This is a genomic window from Pantoea sp. EEL5, from assembly GCF_049892805.1.
In the GTDB taxonomy this organism is placed as follows: Bacteria; Pseudomonadota; Gammaproteobacteria; order Enterobacterales; family Enterobacteriaceae; genus Pantoea; species Pantoea ananatis.
Genome location: NZ_JBNDNJ010000001.1, coordinates 348,432 through 363,340, shown reverse-complemented (window position 1 = coordinate 363,340; position 14,909 = coordinate 348,432). Strand labels below are relative to the sequence as shown.

Annotated in this window: 11 protein-coding genes and 7 tRNA genes; 16 read left to right on the top strand and 2 right to left on the bottom strand. The window is 53.3% G+C overall.

The features are described from left to right. Positions 1–101: 101 nt before the first annotated feature. A complete protein-coding gene (gene nagE / locus ACPXSQ_RS01710) occupies positions 102–2,138 on the bottom strand; it encodes an N-acetylglucosamine-specific PTS transporter subunit IIBC (protein ID WP_014593180.1) in 2,037 nt (678 codons plus the stop codon). Between the two features lie 325 nt (positions 2,139–2,463). Between nagE and nagB the strand changes: the two genes are divergently transcribed. The 12 genes from nagB to ACPXSQ_RS01650 all read left to right on the top strand — a co-directional run bounded on the left by nagB (position 2,464) and on the right by ACPXSQ_RS01650 (position 9,344). Then, positions 2,464–3,264, top strand: a complete 801-nt coding sequence (gene nagB / locus ACPXSQ_RS01705; RefSeq protein ID WP_014593179.1) for a glucosamine-6-phosphate deaminase — start codon at positions 2,464–2,466, stop codon at positions 3,262–3,264. Between the two features lie 60 nt (positions 3,265–3,324). Beyond that, the gene (gene nagA / locus ACPXSQ_RS01700) at positions 3,325–4,473 is read left to right on the top strand and encodes an N-acetylglucosamine-6-phosphate deacetylase (RefSeq protein ID WP_072138636.1); all 1,149 of its coding nucleotides are present in this window, start codon (positions 3,325–3,327) and stop codon (positions 4,471–4,473) included. A gap of 7 nt (positions 4,474–4,480) precedes the next feature. Further along, a complete protein-coding gene (nagC, locus tag ACPXSQ_RS01695) occupies positions 4,481–5,701 on the top strand; it encodes a DNA-binding transcriptional regulator NagC (RefSeq protein ID WP_105088495.1) in 1,221 nt (406 codons plus the stop codon). 40 nt (positions 5,702–5,741) lie between these two features. Then, positions 5,742–6,494, top strand: coding sequence for an HAD-IIA family hydrolase (locus ACPXSQ_RS01690; RefSeq protein ID WP_013025033.1), 753 nt, complete (start codon positions 5,742–5,744; stop codon positions 6,492–6,494). Between the two features lie 304 nt (positions 6,495–6,798). Then, the gene (gene asnB / locus ACPXSQ_RS01685) at positions 6,799–8,466 is read left to right on the top strand and encodes an asparagine synthase B (RefSeq protein WP_013025032.1); all 1,668 of its coding nucleotides are present in this window, start codon (positions 6,799–6,801) and stop codon (positions 8,464–8,466) included. A gap of 218 nt (positions 8,467–8,684) precedes the next feature. Continuing rightward, positions 8,685–8,761: transfer RNA gene (locus ACPXSQ_RS01680), tRNA-Met, on the top strand. A gap of 10 nt (positions 8,762–8,771) precedes the next feature. After that, a tRNA-Leu gene (locus tag ACPXSQ_RS01675) sits at positions 8,772–8,856 on the top strand. 22 nt (positions 8,857–8,878) lie between these two features. Beyond that, positions 8,879–8,953 (top strand) — tRNA-Gln (locus tag ACPXSQ_RS01670). 34 nt (positions 8,954–8,987) lie between these two features. Next, a tRNA-Gln gene (locus ACPXSQ_RS01665) sits at positions 8,988–9,062 on the top strand. A gap of 22 nt (positions 9,063–9,084) precedes the next feature. Further along, positions 9,085–9,161: transfer RNA gene (locus tag ACPXSQ_RS01660), tRNA-Met, on the top strand. 6 nt (positions 9,162–9,167) lie between these two features. Next, positions 9,168–9,242: transfer RNA gene (locus ACPXSQ_RS01655), tRNA-Gln, on the top strand. Between the two features lie 27 nt (positions 9,243–9,269). Continuing rightward, positions 9,270–9,344: transfer RNA gene (locus tag ACPXSQ_RS01650), tRNA-Gln, on the top strand. Between the two features lie 95 nt (positions 9,345–9,439). Here the strand turns inward: ACPXSQ_RS01650 and ubiF are convergent. After that, positions 9,440–10,612 carry a 3-demethoxyubiquinol 3-hydroxylase gene (gene ubiF / locus ACPXSQ_RS01645; protein ID WP_014593176.1) on the bottom strand — a complete coding sequence of 391 codons (1,173 nt, stop codon included), beginning with the start codon at positions 10,610–10,612 and terminating at the stop codon, positions 9,440–9,442. Positions 10,613–10,780: 168 nt separating this feature from the next. Here ubiF and miaB point away from each other — a divergent pair, with 168 nt between their 5' ends. The 4 genes from miaB (at position 10,781) to corC (ending at position 14,907) form a co-directional block, all read left to right on the top strand. Continuing rightward, positions 10,781–12,205, top strand: a complete 1,425-nt coding sequence (gene miaB, locus ACPXSQ_RS01640; protein WP_014606307.1) for a tRNA (N6-isopentenyl adenosine(37)-C2)-methylthiotransferase MiaB — start codon at positions 10,781–10,783, stop codon at positions 12,203–12,205. Positions 12,206–12,412: 207 nt separating this feature from the next. Further along, the gene (locus ACPXSQ_RS01635) at positions 12,413–13,474 is read left to right on the top strand and encodes a PhoH family protein (protein ID WP_014606308.1); all 1,062 of its coding nucleotides are present in this window, start codon (positions 12,413–12,415) and stop codon (positions 13,472–13,474) included. Then, positions 13,471–13,944, top strand: a complete 474-nt coding sequence (gene ybeY / locus ACPXSQ_RS01630; RefSeq protein WP_013025028.1) for an rRNA maturation RNase YbeY — start codon at positions 13,471–13,473, stop codon at positions 13,942–13,944. The genes ACPXSQ_RS01635 and ybeY overlap by 4 nt, the downstream gene beginning before the upstream one ends. Positions 13,945–14,025: 81 nt before the next feature. Beyond that, a complete protein-coding gene (corC, locus tag ACPXSQ_RS01625) occupies positions 14,026–14,907 on the top strand; it encodes a CNNM family magnesium/cobalt transport protein CorC (protein ID WP_014593173.1) in 882 nt (293 codons plus the stop codon). Positions 14,908–14,909 lie beyond the last annotated feature (2 nt).

Below are 14,909 nucleotides of genomic sequence, written 5' to 3'. Positions count from 1 at the left end.
GGTATGATCCACAAAGCGTTGCAGAGAAACAACCGTTTGTTGGGCGTTTAAAATAAAAAAGGCAGGAATCGCTTCCTGCCTTTTGTTGTTGATACAGCGAATTAGCCTTTAATTTCATACAGCGGGGTTTCACCCGCGATCACCTGGCCCTGCGTCAACAGCGTTAATCCTGCGAAGTCTTCAATATTGCTGACCACCACCGGACTTATCATCGAGCGGGCATGAGCGTTGAGATAGTCAAGATCCATCTCCAGCACCGGCTGACCTGCCGTAACCTGAGCGCCCTCTTCCACTAAACGGGTAAAGCCCTGACCGCCCAGCGCCACGGTATCCAGCCCCATGTGCACCACGATCTCCACCCCGTTTTCACTTTCCAGGCAGAACGCATGGTTAGTGTTAAAGATTTTCACCACGGTGCCTGCAATGGGGGCCACAACGCGCTTGTCGCTGGGTTTGATTGCCACACCGTCGCCGACCGCTTTACTGGCAAAAGCCTCATCCGGTACGGCATCCAGCGGCACAATTTCACCGCTTACGGGCGCCACTAAGGTCGCGATAACGCGTTTTTCACTGTTTAACACAGCCTGAGGTTTCACGTCGCTGGCCGCAGCGGGTGCGCTGGCGGTGCTGGCGGTAGCGGCTGCAACCGGGCCTTTCACCAACACTTTTTTCATGGCCATGGCGATACTTTCAGCCTGTGTGCCGACGATTATCTGAACGCTCTGCTTGTTCAGGCGGATGACACCTGAGGCACCCAGGCGTTTCGCCACGCCTTCATTAACCTGCCCGGCATCCTTCACATTCAGACGCAAACGCGTAATGCAGGCATCGATCGCGGTTAAGTTGTCTGAACCGCCCACCGCGCCAATGTAACGACGCGCCAGAGATTCGGTCGCGCTCTCACCGTTGTCGGTAGTATCCACATTCACGTCATAACCATCGGTTTCATCGCCAGCAACCGCCAGCTCACGGCCCGGCGTCATCAGGTTGAATTTTTTGATGGTGAAACGGAACACAACATAGTAGATAACGAAGAACACCAGCCCTTGCGGAATCAGCATGTACCAGTGCGTCGCCAGGGGATTGCGGGATGAGAGCACCATGTCCACCAGCCCCGCGCTGAAACCAAAGCCGGCAATCCAATGCATGCTGGCAGCAATAAACACAGACAGACCGGTCAACACAGCATGGATGACATAGAGTACCGGTGCCACGAACATAAAGGAAAATTCCAGTGGTTCGGTAATGCCGGTAAAGAAGGCGGCAAAAGCCGCCGCCAACATGATCCCGCCGACCTTCGCCCGATTTTCAGGACGAGCACAATGGTAAATCGCCAGCGCTGCGCCGGGTAAACCGAACATCATGATAGGGAAGAAGCCCGCCTGATAACGGCCCGTGATGCCCGGAATAGCGGTGCCATTCGCCAGCGACTGTGCACCGCCGAGGAATTTAGGAATATCGTTGATGCCCGCGACGTCGAACCAGAACACGGAGTTCAGCGCATGATGTAAGCCTACCGGAATAAGCAATCGGTTGAAGAAGGCATAGACGCCAGCCCCTACCGATCCCAGCTTCTGGATATGCTCACCAAAGCTCACCAGACCATTAAAGATGACTGGCCAGATATACATCAGGATGAACGCGACCAGAATCATCAGGAACGAGACCAGAATCGGGACCAGACGACGGCCGCTGAAGAACGAGAACGCTTTGGGCAGTTCAACATGGCTAAAGCGGTTGTAGACTTCGGCTGACAGAACCCCAACCAGAATACCGACAAACTGATTGCTGATTTTCCCAAAGGCCGCAGGGACGTCAGCCACCGGTATTTTCTGAATCATCGCCACGGCGGCAGGCGAACACAACGTCGTCACGACCAGGAAACCAACAAAGCCGGTGAGTGCGGCCGCGCCGTCTTTATCTTTTGACATACCGTACGCCACGCCAATCGCGAACAGCACCGACATGTTTTCAATGATCGCGCCACCGGATTTAATCAGCAGGGCGGCAAAGGCATTGCCCGCGCCCCAGCTGTCCGGATCGATCCAGTAGCCGATCCCCATAAGTATTGCTGCAGCAGGCAAAGTGGCGACCGGCACCATCAGCGCCCGTCCCACTCGTTGTAAATAACTTAACATTGACCCTTCCCCCTATGAACTGACTCTGTAGCTATGCTGCCGCTTAATGTTGTTATGTCAGCAGCAAGCCTCTTACGGCATTACACTCAATGCTGAGGAGTGTAATAACAATTTAATTCGCTTCACAAATTAATAGCTACTATCTGTGACAATTATCACCATAAATCGATTTTTAAGGTCACTCTCACTGGCTATAAAGGCAAACTTATTTTATGATGCGAAATATCAAGATGTGCGCTTTCTTACACCCTTTGCGCCTGCCACTTCAGGCCTGACCCGCGTATTAGCTGCACGTCTGACCGTTAACTCACATTCGAGGTGCAATATGAGACTGATTCCTTTATCCACCCCAACTCAGGTCGGCAAATGGGCGGCACGCCATATCGTCAATCGCATCAATGCGTTTAATCCCCGTGCTGACAAGCCTTTTATCCTGGGACTGCCCACGGGCGGAACACCGCTGGAAGCCTATAAACACCTGATTGACATGCACAAAGCGGGCCAGGTCAGCTTTAAACATGTCGTGACCTTTAACATGGACGAATACGTTGGCTTGCCGAAAGAGCATCCGGAAAGCTATCACAGCTTTATGTACCGCAATTTCTTCGACCACGTTGATATCCAACCAGAAAATATCAATTTACTGAATGGTAATGCGCCAGATATTGACGCAGAATGTCGCCGTTATGAAGATAAAATTCGGACACTGGGTAAAATTCACCTGTTTATGGGCGGCGTTGGTAACGATGGGCATATCGCGTTTAATGAACCCGCCTCCTCTCTGTCTTCACGCACCCGGATTAAAACCCTGACGCACGACACGCGCGTAGCGAACTCGCGTTTTTTCAACGGTGATGTGGATCAGGTACCCAAATACGCGCTGACAGTCGGTGTTGGTACGCTGCTGGATGCCGAAGAAGTCATGATCCTGGTCACCGGGCACGTAAAAGCCCAGGCGTTGCAGGCTGCTGTTGAAGGGAACGTGAACCATATGTGGACGATTAGCTGCCTGCAGCTTCATCCTAAATCCGTGGTGGTCTGTGATGAGCCTGCCACCATGGAGCTAAAAGTCAAAACGGTGAAATACTTCCGTGAAATGGAAGCGGAAAATATGCAGGGCGTTTAACACAATCATTTCGTCACCTGCGGTTAGACGCGTTAACGGCAGGCAAGCCGGGAGAACAAGATGTACGCATTAGTGAACGGCCGTATCTACAGCGGCGATGACATTTTCGATCATCATGCTGTCGTCATCGCTGACGGCAAAATTGAGCGGGTTTGCTCTCTGGCAGCCTTGCCGCCAGAAATAGAACAGCAGGATGTTGGGGGCGCGATTATCGCACCCGGCTTTATTGACCTGCAGCTTAACGGCTGTGGAGGCGTGCAGTTTAATGACGATATCAATGCCATCAGCGTGGAAACGCTGGAAACCATGCACCGCGCCAATGTTAAATCCGGCTGCACCAGCTTTCTGCCAACGCTGATTACCAGCAGTGACGAACTCATGGTGCGCGCCGTCGAAACAATGCGCGCCTTTTTGCAGAAGTATCCCCACTTTCTGCTGGGATTACATCTGGAAGGTCCGTGGCTGAACGTCGCCAAAAAAGGCACCCATAACCCTGCCCTTATTCGCCAGCCCGATCCGAAGATGGTCGATTTCCTGTGTGCGAACGCGGATGTGATTAGCAAGGTCACACTGGCGCCAGAAAGCGTCGGAAGCGCCGTGATTCGCCAACTCAGCGACGCCGGTATTGTGGTGTCTGCGGGTCATTCCAATGCCACTTTCGAAGAAGCCAAAGCGGGTTTTGCCGCCGGCATCACCTTTGCGACGCACCTTTATAATGCCATGCCGGCCTTTGCAGGGCGTGAGCCGGGCCTAATCGGTGCGCTGTTTGATGCGCCTGATGTATACTGCGGCATCATTGCGGATGGTTTACATGTTCATTACGCTAACGTTCGTAATGCCAAACGCATTAAGGGTGACAAGCTGGTCCTGGTAACCGATGCCACTGCGCCCGCAGGTGCCACAATCGATAAGTTTATTTTTGCTGGTAAAACAATATATTATCGTGATGGACTCTGTGTTGATGAACATGGCACGCTGAGCGGTTCCGCACTGACGATGATCGAGGCCGTGCAAAACAGCGTTGAACATGCAGGCATTCCACTGGATGAAGCGCTGCGCATGGCATCACTTTATCCGGCACGGGCAATGGGCGTAGAAAAACAGTCAGGCACTATCCAGGCAGGAAAACTCGCCAATCTGACCGTATTTACACGCGACTTTAAAATTATTAAGACGTTAGTCAATGGAGATAACGTCCTGAGCGAGTAAGCACTGAATGACTACTGGCGGCCAGACACAAATTGGAAATGTCGATCTTGTCAAACAACTGAACAGCGCAGCCGTCTACCGGTTAATCGACCAACAGGGACCGATTTCGCGCATTCAGATTGCGGATCTGAGCCAACTCGCGCCCGCCAGTGTCACCAAAATTACCCGCCAGCTTATTGAGCGCGGCCTGATCAAAGAGGTGGACCAGCAGGCGTCCACCGGCGGACGCCGCGCGATCTCCATCGTCACTGAAACCCGTCACTTTCACACTATCGGCGTGCGCCTCGGCCGCAACGATGCGACCTTAACGCTGTTCGATTTAAGCGGCAAATCACTGGCTCAGCAGGATTATCCCCTGCCGCAAACCACGCAGGACACGCTGGAGAAGGCGCTGTTCGATGCCGTTGCGCATTTTATTGAGCAGAGCGAAGCGAAAATTCGTGAGCTGATAGCCATATCGGTGATTCTGCCTGGCCTGGTCGATCCACATAATGGCGTTATCCGTTATATGCCGCACATTACGGTGGACCAGTGGCCTCTGGTGGCCAACCTGAAAAAACGCTTTAAGGTGACCAGCTTTGTGGGTCATGACATTCGCAGTCTGGCGCTGGCAGAGCACTATTTTGGCGCAACCCGTGATTGTGCTGATTCCATATTAGTGCGACTGCATCGGGGAACGGGCGCAGGGATTATTGCCAACGGACAAATATTCCTGGGCAGTAATGGCAACGTGGGTGAAATCGGCCATATTCAGGTCGATCCGCTCGGGGAACGCTGCCATTGCGGTAACTTTGGCTGCCTTGAAACCATCGCGGCGAATGGCGCCATTGAACAGCGCGTCAGAGAGCTGTTGAATAAAGGCTACCCCAGCATATTGACTCAGGATGCCTGCCAGATGCCGCATATCTGTCAGGCGGCGAACCAGGGCGATGCGCTGGCAAGTGAAGTTGTCGAATACGTGGGTCGCTATCTGGGTAAAGCCATTGCTATCGCCATTAACCTGTTTAATCCGCAAAAAATTGTGTTGGCCGGCGAAATTACGGAAGCTGAACGCGTGTTGCTCCCGGCCATAGAAAGTTGCATTAATACCCAGGCGCTGGCGGCCTTCCGTAAACATCTGCCGGTGGTGCGTTCACAACTCGATCACCGCTCCGCGATTGGGGCCTTTGCCCTGGCAAAACGGGCGATGTTAAACGGCATTCTGCTGCAACATCTTTTGGAAGACTAAGCGCGGCCTTACTCAGCGCGGCGCGTATCGGAACCCCTTTATGACGATTAAAAATGTAATTTGTGATATCGATGGCGTGCTGATGCACGACAATACCGCAGTGCCCGGCGCGAAAGAATTTTTGCAGCGCATCCTGGCGAAAGACATGCCATTGGTGGTGCTGACCAATTATCCTTCACAAACGGCGCGTGATTTGGCAAACCGTTTTTCCTCAGCGGGAATCGACATACCGGATTCGGTGTTTTACACCTCAGCCATGGCCACCGCGGACTTTTTACGCCGCCAGGAAGGCAAAAAAGCCTATGTCATTGGCGAGGGCGCGCTGGTACACGAGCTGTATAAAGCCGGTTTTACCATCACTGACGTTAACCCGGATTTCGTTATCGTCGGGGAAACCCGCTCATTCAACTGGGACATGATGCACAAGGCCGCTTTCTTTGTGGCAAACGGCGCGCGGTTCATTGCAACCAATCCCGATACGCATGCCCGGGGCTTTGTGCCCGCCTGTGGCGCACTGTGTGCCGGTATTGAAAAGATTTCAGGTCGCAGGCCATTTTACGTTGGCAAGCCCAGCCCCTACATCATGCGCGCCGCGCTGAACAAGATGCAGGCCCATTCAGAGGAAACGGTTATCGTGGGCGATAATCTTCGTACCGATATCCTCGCTGGTTTTCAGGCCGGTCTGGAAACGATTCTGGTGCTTTCGGGCGTATCCACGCTTACCGACATTGATGCGATGCCTTTCCGTCCTGACTGGATTTTCCCGTCTGTTGCCGATATCGACCTCTTTTGATTCATTTCTCTTATGACGCACTGCCAGATTCTGTGGTGCGTCTCACCTTTATGGCTCTCTGCGCCCGTTATCCTCGCTCAAAAAGCGTGCTGAAATTTCATTTCATTGCCGATTCAACAATAAAAACCCAATTCTGTTAGATAAAATTCAATATACCTCGCCACACAACAACATTTTCATCAGCAAAATACGATTCCTCTTGCATTGGGGACCGTAAATAACGCATTTTCTTATACATCACGCAGCCACAGGCTGCCGGACAAACGTAAAATTACATCGCCGCAGGTGAGTTCAGGAGTCAGATATGTGTTCTATTTTTGGTGTGCTGGATCTGAAAAGCGATCCCGTTGAGTTACGTAAAAAAGCATTGGAAAGCTCACGTTTGATGCGTCACCGTGGGCCGGACTGGTCAGGCGTTTACGCCGATGACCACGCCATTCTTGCTCATGAGCGCCTCTCAATTGTTGACGTGAACAACGGTGCACAGCCGCTGTATAACGCTGACCACACCCACGTACTGGCAGTCAATGGTGAGATCTACAACCATCAGGCCCTGCGCGCAAAATTGAGCGATCGCTACGCGTTTCAGACCGGTTCTGACTGCGAAGTGATTCTGGCGCTGTACCAGGAGAAAGGTGTCGATTTTCTTGACGAACTGGAAGGCATGTTTGCCTTCATCCTGTATGACAGCGTCAAAGGCACCTATCTGATTGGCCGTGACCATATCGGTATCATCCCGCTGTATATGGGCAACGATGAGCACGGTAACCTGTTTGTCGCCTCAGAAATGAAAGCGCTGGTGCCGGTGTGCCGTTCAATCAAAGAATTCCCGCCAGGAAGCTACCTTTCCAGCACCGACGGTGAAATTCGTCGTTACTGGCAGCGTGACTGGATGGAATACCAGAACGTTGAGAACAACGTGACCGACGCAGCAGAACTGAAACATGCGCTGGAAGAGTCAGTAAAAAGCCACCTGATGTCCGATGTTCCGTATGGCGTGCTGCTGTCTGGTGGTCTGGACTCGTCAATTATTTCAGCCGTAACCAAACGTTTCGCGGCCAAACGCGTGGAAGATCAGGATAAAAGTGACGCCTGGTGGCCACAGCTGCACTCGTTCGCGGTCGGTCTGGAAGGATCACCGGATCTGAAAGCGGCCAAACTGGTGGCAGAGCATCTGGGTACGGTGCACCACGAAATTCACTTCACGGTGCAGGAAGGCCTGGATGCGATTCGTGACGTGATCTACCACATTGAAACCTATGATGTGACCACGATTCGCGCCTCCACACCGATGTACCTGATGTCGCGTAAGATTAAAGCCATGGGCATCAAAATGGTGCTGTCGGGCGAAGGGGCTGACGAAGTCTTTGGTGGTTATCTGTATTTCCATAAGGCGCCAAACGCGAAAGAGTTCCATGAGGAGAACGTTCGCAAACTGCTGGCCCTGCATATGTTTGACTGCGCACGCGCCAACAAAGCGATGTCTGCCTGGGGCGTTGAAGCACGCGTGCCGTTCCTGGATAAGAAATTCCTGGATGTCGCCATGCGTATCAACCCACAAGACAAGATGTGCGGCAGCAACGGTAAAATGGAAAAACACATTCTGCGTGAATGCTTCTCCTCTTACCTGCCCGAAAGCGTGGCCTGGCGCCAGAAAGAGCAGTTCTCTGACGGCGTGGGTTACAGCTGGATTGACACACTGAAAGAAGTCGCGGCCAAACAAATCAGCGATCAGCAACTGGCGACGGCGCACTTCCGTTTCCCGTATAACACGCCGGGGTCGAAAGAAGCGTACCTGTACCGTGAAATCTTTGAAGAACTCTTCCCACTGCCGAGCGCTGCCGAGTGCGTACCAGGCGGGCCGTCTGTTGCCTGTTCATCGGCAAAAGCCATCGAGTGGGACGAAGCCTTTAAAAACATGGATGACCCGTCAGGACGTGCCGTAGGCGTTCACCAGTCTGCCTACAAATAAGTGCTATACTGAGTGACAATATGGGCCGTATACGGCCCATCTTTTTTGTTATTGCCGTTGTATTCACTGAAAAATTGCCGAATAAAGCATCACCCTGGTTATAAGCCAGACAAACAGGCGTTTGAAGGCAAAAAACGGCAAAAAACTTGTTGACGCTGTGTAGTCAACTCCGCATAATGCGCCCCGCAACGCCGATGAAGGTTGCGCGAAAAAAAGATGGCTACGTAGCTCAGCTGGTTAGAGCACAGCACTCATAATGCTGGGGTCACAGGTTCGATTCCCGTCGTAGCCACCATCTTTTTTCTGCGGGAGTGGCGAAATTGGTAGACGCACCAGATTTAGGTTCTGGCGCCGCAAGGTGTGCGAGTTCAAGTCTCGCCTCCCGCACCATTTCATGATTCGGCAGCATGGATGGGGTATCGCCAAGCGGTAAGGCACCGGTTTTTGATACCGGCATTCCCTGGTTCGAATCCAGGTACCCCAGCCAATTTCGATGTATCTCGCGGCTGCGAGTGGACGAATGGGATATCGCCAAGCGGTAAGGCACCGGTTTTTGATACCGGCATTCCCTGGTTCGAATCCAGGTATCCCAGCCATCATCGAAAGGCAGTACAATTTGGCTACGTAGCTCAGCTGGTTAGAGCACAGCACTCATAATGCTGGGGTCACAGGTTCGATTCCCGTCGTAGCCACCATTTTCTTGGGGTGTCGCCAAGCGGTAAGGCACTGGTTTCTGATACCAGCATTCCGGGGTTCGAATCCCTGCACCCCAGCCATTTTTAGACAATTTGATTTGACACCATTGGGGTGTCGCCAAGCGGTAAGGCACTGGTTTCTGATACCAGCATTCCGGGGTTCGAATCCCTGCACCCCAGCCAAATTAAGCAACAAAGCCCGCTTCTGCGGGCTTTGTTGTTTTTGTCTTTCGGTCAAACAGGCCACGCATCACCTCAAGGCAACGCGCAGCCGATGCTTACAATCCCAGTGCGTATCGCAAAACCTGACGCTTTAGCACGCCTGAATGCTCAGCGGCAATGAGCCCCAGATTGCGCACCAGCTTTAGCGGCCCAACCTGGTTACTGAAGGTAAAATAGAACAGGTCCATGCCACTCTGCATCAGTAGGTTATCGTTGCGCCGCTGGCGTTGATAACGCAGCAGTATGCGTTCGGATGACCAGTCCTCTGCTTTATCGCGCGCCTCAATCAATACGTCCATTAATGCATCGATATCCCGATAGCCCAGATTGACGCCCTGCCCCGCCAGAGGATTAATGGTGTGCGCGGCATCCCCCACCAGCGCCAGCCCTGGCATAACATAGCGCGAGGCGTGACGACGCACCAGCGGGAAGCCCCCGGCTGCATGGGCGTGAAAGCGTCCCAGCCGTGCCGGGAAATGCCGGGCAATTTCTTTTTCCAGCTGCGCCATCGGCATAGTCTGTAGCTGACGAATGCGTGCAGCGGAGTCGTACCACACCAGAGAAGCATGGTTGCCAAACAGCGGCAGAAACGCACGTGGCCCCTGCGGCGTAAAATGCTGCCAGGTGGCATCGCCAGCGGGATGTTCACAGGTGACGCTGACCAGCAGACAGGACTGCGCGTAGCGCCAGCCACGAATGCCGATACCGGCCATTTGCCGCACCTGCGAGTTGGCACCATCGGCCCCCACGACTAATGCCGTGCTGACCGCAGCCCCATTGCTCAATGACAGCGTCCAGCCGCCATTGCAGGGCTGGAGATCGTCCATCGTCGCCGGGCACAGCAGGGTGATGCCGCGCTGTTCCATCTCTTCCCAAAGGGCGCGTTGCAACACATTATTTTCAACCATGTAACCGAGTTCAGGCAGCCCCAGCGATTCGGCGTCGAAATTGACCTGCGCCGTTTGCCACTCCCAGGTTTCAAGTTTGCGATAAGGCGCACAGCGCATTGCCTCAACACGTTGCCAGACGTTGAGCTGTTTCAGGAGTGCCACGGAAGAGGATCCGACCGCGGAAATACGCACATCGGGCAGGCTGTGTGGATCAAAAGGAGGTGGCGTTGCCCGCTCTACAACCGCCACACGAAACTGGTGCTGCGTCAGACCACATGCCAGCGCAGCGCCGACCATGCCACCGCCCACTATCACCACATCAAACCGGTTATCCTGCATAACTTTTTTCCCTCTTATCTGCCGTCACTTTTCAGCGCGGTTGTCTTACGGCAAAGTGTACCGGAAAAATCAGACACGATCAGAAAAGCCCTCAGGCTGGTCACATCCGCAGCAAAGCATTACAATACGCCCCCAGCACTTCACTGCACTGATTTAATGGCTAGCTCGATGACAAAAAAACTGCATATCAAAACCTGGGGATGTCAGATGAATGAGTACGATTCATCTAAGATGTCTGACCTACTGAACAGCACGCACGGCTATACCCTGACAGAGGAAGCCGAAGAGGCGGATATTCTGCTGCTCAACACCTGCTCTATCCGCGAGAAAGCGCAGGAGAAGGTCTTCCACCAGTTGGGGCGCTGGAAAAAACTGAAAGAGCGCAACCCGGATTTGATTATCGGTGTCGGCGGCTGCGTTGCGTCACAGGAAGGCGATCATATTCGCCAGCGTGCGCCGTGCGTGGACATCGTCTTTGGTCCGCAAACCCTGCACCGTCTGCCCGAAATGATTAACACCGTGCGCGGCAGCAAAAGTCCGGTTGTGGATATCAGCTTCCCGGAAATCGAAAAGTTTGACCGTCTGCCTGAACCGCGTGCCGAAGGGCCAACCGCGTTTGTCTCCATCATGGAAGGCTGCAACAAATACTGTACGTTCTGCGTGGTGCCTTATACCCGCGGCGAGGAAGTCAGCCGTCCCTCAGATGATATTCTGCTGGAGATCGCCCAACTGGCTGCACAGGGGGTTCGCGAGGTCAACCTGCTCGGTCAGAACGTCAACGCCTATCGCGGCGCGACCTTCGATGGTGACGTTTGCACCTTTGCTGAGCTGTTGCGTCTGGTCGCGGCCATCGACGGCATTGACCGCATTCGTTTCACCACCAGCCACCCGATTGAATTCACTGATGACATCATTGAGGTCTATCGCGATACGCCAGAGTTGGTGAGCTTCCTGCATCTGCCCGTACAGAGCGGTGCCGACCGTATTCTGACGCTGATGAAGCGTGCGCATACCGCGCTGGAATACAAGGCCATCATTCGCAAACTGCGGGCGGCGCGTCCGGATATTGAAATCAGCTCTGACTTTATCATTGGCTTCCCGGGGGAAACCCAGCAGGACTTTGAACAGACCATGAAGCTGATTGGCGATATCAACTTTGATATGAGCTACAGCTTTATCTACTCCGCGCGTCCCGGTACACCGGCGGCAGACCTGCCTGACGACGTCAGCGAAGACGAGAAGAAACAGCGTCTCTATATTCTGCAGGAACGTATCAATCAGCAGGCGATGGCCATCAGCCGTCGTATGATGGGCAGCGTGCAGCGCATTCTGGTCGAGGGCATCTCACGTAAAAACGTGATGGAGCTGACTGGCCGCACCGAAAACAACCGTGTGGTCAACTTTGAAGGGCCCGTGGAGATGATTGGTAAATTTGCCGACGTGGAAATCGTGGACGTTTATACCAACTCACTGCGCGGCAAGCTGGTGCGTACAGAAGAGGAACTGGGCCTGCGTGTGGCGGAAAGCCCGGCGTCCGTTATCGCCCGTACCCGCAAGGAAAACGACATCGGCGTTGGCGTATTCCAGCCCTGATGCTTCGTTTTGTGCGGCGGCCCAGCATTCGCCGCCGCACATTCTGCTGTTTTGCACTTGGTTTATGCCAGTGCCGCCCAAATATCACTTCACAAGCTTGCGCCCCGGCGCTACCGCATAAATAATTTCGTTACGATGCATCCGTTTAACGCGTTTGATGCAGCAGCAAACCCTTTCAACTGGCCCTGAGTGACCCAAAGGATTCGTTTGAATATTGAAACCCGTGAAATCGCCCTTGAACCGGCTGATAACCGCCGTCTGATGAGCCTGTGTGGTCCGTTCGACGATAATGTGAAACAGCTGGAACGTCGTCTCGGCATTGAGATTAATCGCCGTGACAACCAGTTTAAACTGGTTGGTCGGGTGCTGTGTGTGAATGCCGCGGTTGATATCCTGAAAACGCTCTATGTCGATACTGCGCCAGTGCGCGGGGAGATCCCGGATATTGAGCCTGAACAGATTCACCTGGCGATTAAAGAGAGCCGGGTGCTGGAACAAACGGCGGAAAGCGTGCCGGACTATGGTAAGGCGGTCAACATTAAGACCAAACGTGGCGTCATTAAGCCACGTACGCCGAATCAGGCACAGTACATTGCAAATGTTCTCGACCATGACATCACCTTTGGCGTGGGTCCGGCCGGTACGGGTAAAACCTATCTGGCCGTGGCCGCCGCGGTCGATGCGCTGGAGCGTCAGGAGATTCGACGTATCCTGCTGACGCGTCCCGCGGTCGAAGCAGGGGAAAAACTGGGCTTTCTGCCGGGCGACCTGAGTCAGAAAGTGGACCCGTATCTGCGCCCTCTTTATGACGCCCTGTTTGAGATGTTGGGATTCGAGAAGGTCGAGAAACTCATGGAGCGCAACGTCATTGAAGTGGCCCCGCTGGCCTACATGCGCGGCCGTACGCTCAATGACGCCTTCATTATTCTTGATGAAAGTCAGAACACCACTATCGAGCAGATGAAGATGTTTCTGACCCGTATTGGCTTTAACTCTAAAGCGGTCATCACCGGTGACGTGACGCAGATTGACCTGCCGCGCCACACGAAATCCGGTTTACGTCATGCCATTGAGGTGCTGTCTGAAGTGGAAGAGATCAGCTTCAACTTCTTCCACAGCGAAGACGTTGTGCGTCATCCCGTAGTGGCACGCATTGTGACCGCTTATGAAGCCTGGGAAGAAGCCGATCAAAAACGCCGCGATCAGCAAGCGGAAGAGCGTAAACGTGATGCCCTTGCGGCCCAGCACAGCGCCCAGGAGAATTCATGAGCGACGTGATCCTCGATCTGCAGCTGGCCTGCGAGCAGACCGATAATTTACCGACTGAAAGCCAGTTTCAACGCTGGCTGGAAGCGGCGGTAACGCCCTTCCAGCCAGAAAGTGAAGTGACCATTCGTCTGGTGGATGAAGCCGAAAGTCATGAACTTAATCTGACCTATCGGGGCAAAGATAAACCGACCAATGTGCTGTCATTTCCCTTTGAAGCCCCGCCCGGCATTGAATTACCGCTGTTAGGCGATCTGATCATTTGTCGTCAGGTCGTTGAGCAGGAAGCGCAGGAGCAGGGAAAAACCCCAGAAGCCCACTGGGCGCACATGGTGATCCATGGCACGCTGCATCTGTTGGGTTATGATCACATTGAAGACAGCGAAGCCGAAGAGATGGAAGGTATTGAGACAGAGATAATGCTTGCTCTTGGTTATCCTGATCCGTACATTTCGGAGAAAGAAAACACCTGAGTATCTGATTCAGGCCACCCTGCTGCTGGTGAACAGGCCGGCAGCGTAATTTCCTTACCAGAGAGATCTTTAAAAACCGCCATGAGCGACGACCATTCTCAAAACAGCGATGCACCCAGTAGTAAAAAGGGATTTTTTTCCCTTCTCATCAACCAACTGTTCCACGGTGAACCTAAAAACCGTGACGAGCTACTGGGCCTGATCCGTGACTCCAATCAAAAAGATCTGATTGATCAGGATACCCGGGACATGCTCGAGGGCGTGCTGGATATTGCAGAACAGCGCGTGCGTGACATCATGATCCCCCGCTCCCAGATGATTACGCTGAAACGTAATCAGAACCTGGAAGAGTGCCTCAGCGTGATTATCGATTCCGCGCACTCCCGCTTTCCGGTCATCAGCGAAGACAAAGACCACGTTGAAGGGATCCTGATGGCGAAAGATCTGCTGCCGTTTATGAGCAGCGAATCTGAGCCTTTCAGCGTGGAAAAAGTCCTGCGTCCGGCGGTCGTGGTCCCTGAGAGCAAGCGCGTTGACCGCATGCTGAAAGAGTTTCGCTCCCAGCGCTATCATATGGCGATTGTGATCGATGAGTTTGGTGGTGTGTCCGGGCTGGTCACGATTGAAGATATTCTGGAACTGATCGTGGGCGAAATCGAAGACGAATATGACGATGAAGAAGATCGTGATATCCGCCAGCTCAACCGTCAGACTTATACCGTTCGCGCACTTACCCCGATTGAAGATTTCAACGAGGTATTTGGCACCCAGTTCAGCGACGATGAAGTGGATACCATCGGTGGACTGGTGATGCAGGGCTTTGGTCACCTGCCGGCGCGCGGTGAAAGCATCGACATCGATGGTTACCAGTTCAAAGTTGCCATGGCTGACAGCCGTCGTATCATCCAGGTTCACGTAAAAATTCCGGAAAATTCGGCGCAACCTCAACTGGATGACGAATAAAT

Bases quoted from the DNA above. Each gene is read 5' to 3' on its own strand.
- nagE (WP_014593180.1), bottom strand. From the start codon at position 2,138: ATGTTAAGTTATTTACAACGAGTGGGACGGGCGCTGATGGTGCCGGTC.
- nagB (WP_014593179.1), top strand. From the start codon at position 2,464: ATGAGACTGATTCCTTTATCCACCCCAACTCAGGTCGGCAAATGGGCG.
- nagA (WP_072138636.1), top strand. From the start codon at position 3,325: ATGTACGCATTAGTGAACGGCCGTATCTACAGCGGCGATGACATTTTC.
- nagC (WP_105088495.1), top strand. From the start codon at position 4,481: ATGACTACTGGCGGCCAGACACAAATTGGAAATGTCGATCTTGTCAAA.
- ACPXSQ_RS01690 (WP_013025033.1), top strand. From the start codon at position 5,742: ATGACGATTAAAAATGTAATTTGTGATATCGATGGCGTGCTGATGCAC.
- asnB (WP_013025032.1), top strand. From the start codon at position 6,799: ATGTGTTCTATTTTTGGTGTGCTGGATCTGAAAAGCGATCCCGTTGAG.
- ubiF (WP_014593176.1), bottom strand. From the start codon at position 10,612: ATGCAGGATAACCGGTTTGATGTGGTGATAGTGGGCGGTGGCATGGTC.
- miaB (WP_014606307.1), top strand. From the start codon at position 10,781: ATGACAAAAAAACTGCATATCAAAACCTGGGGATGTCAGATGAATGAG.
- ybeY (WP_013025028.1), top strand. From the start codon at position 13,471: ATGAGCGACGTGATCCTCGATCTGCAGCTGGCCTGCGAGCAGACCGAT.
- corC (WP_014593173.1), top strand. From the start codon at position 14,026: ATGAGCGACGACCATTCTCAAAACAGCGATGCACCCAGTAGTAAAAAG.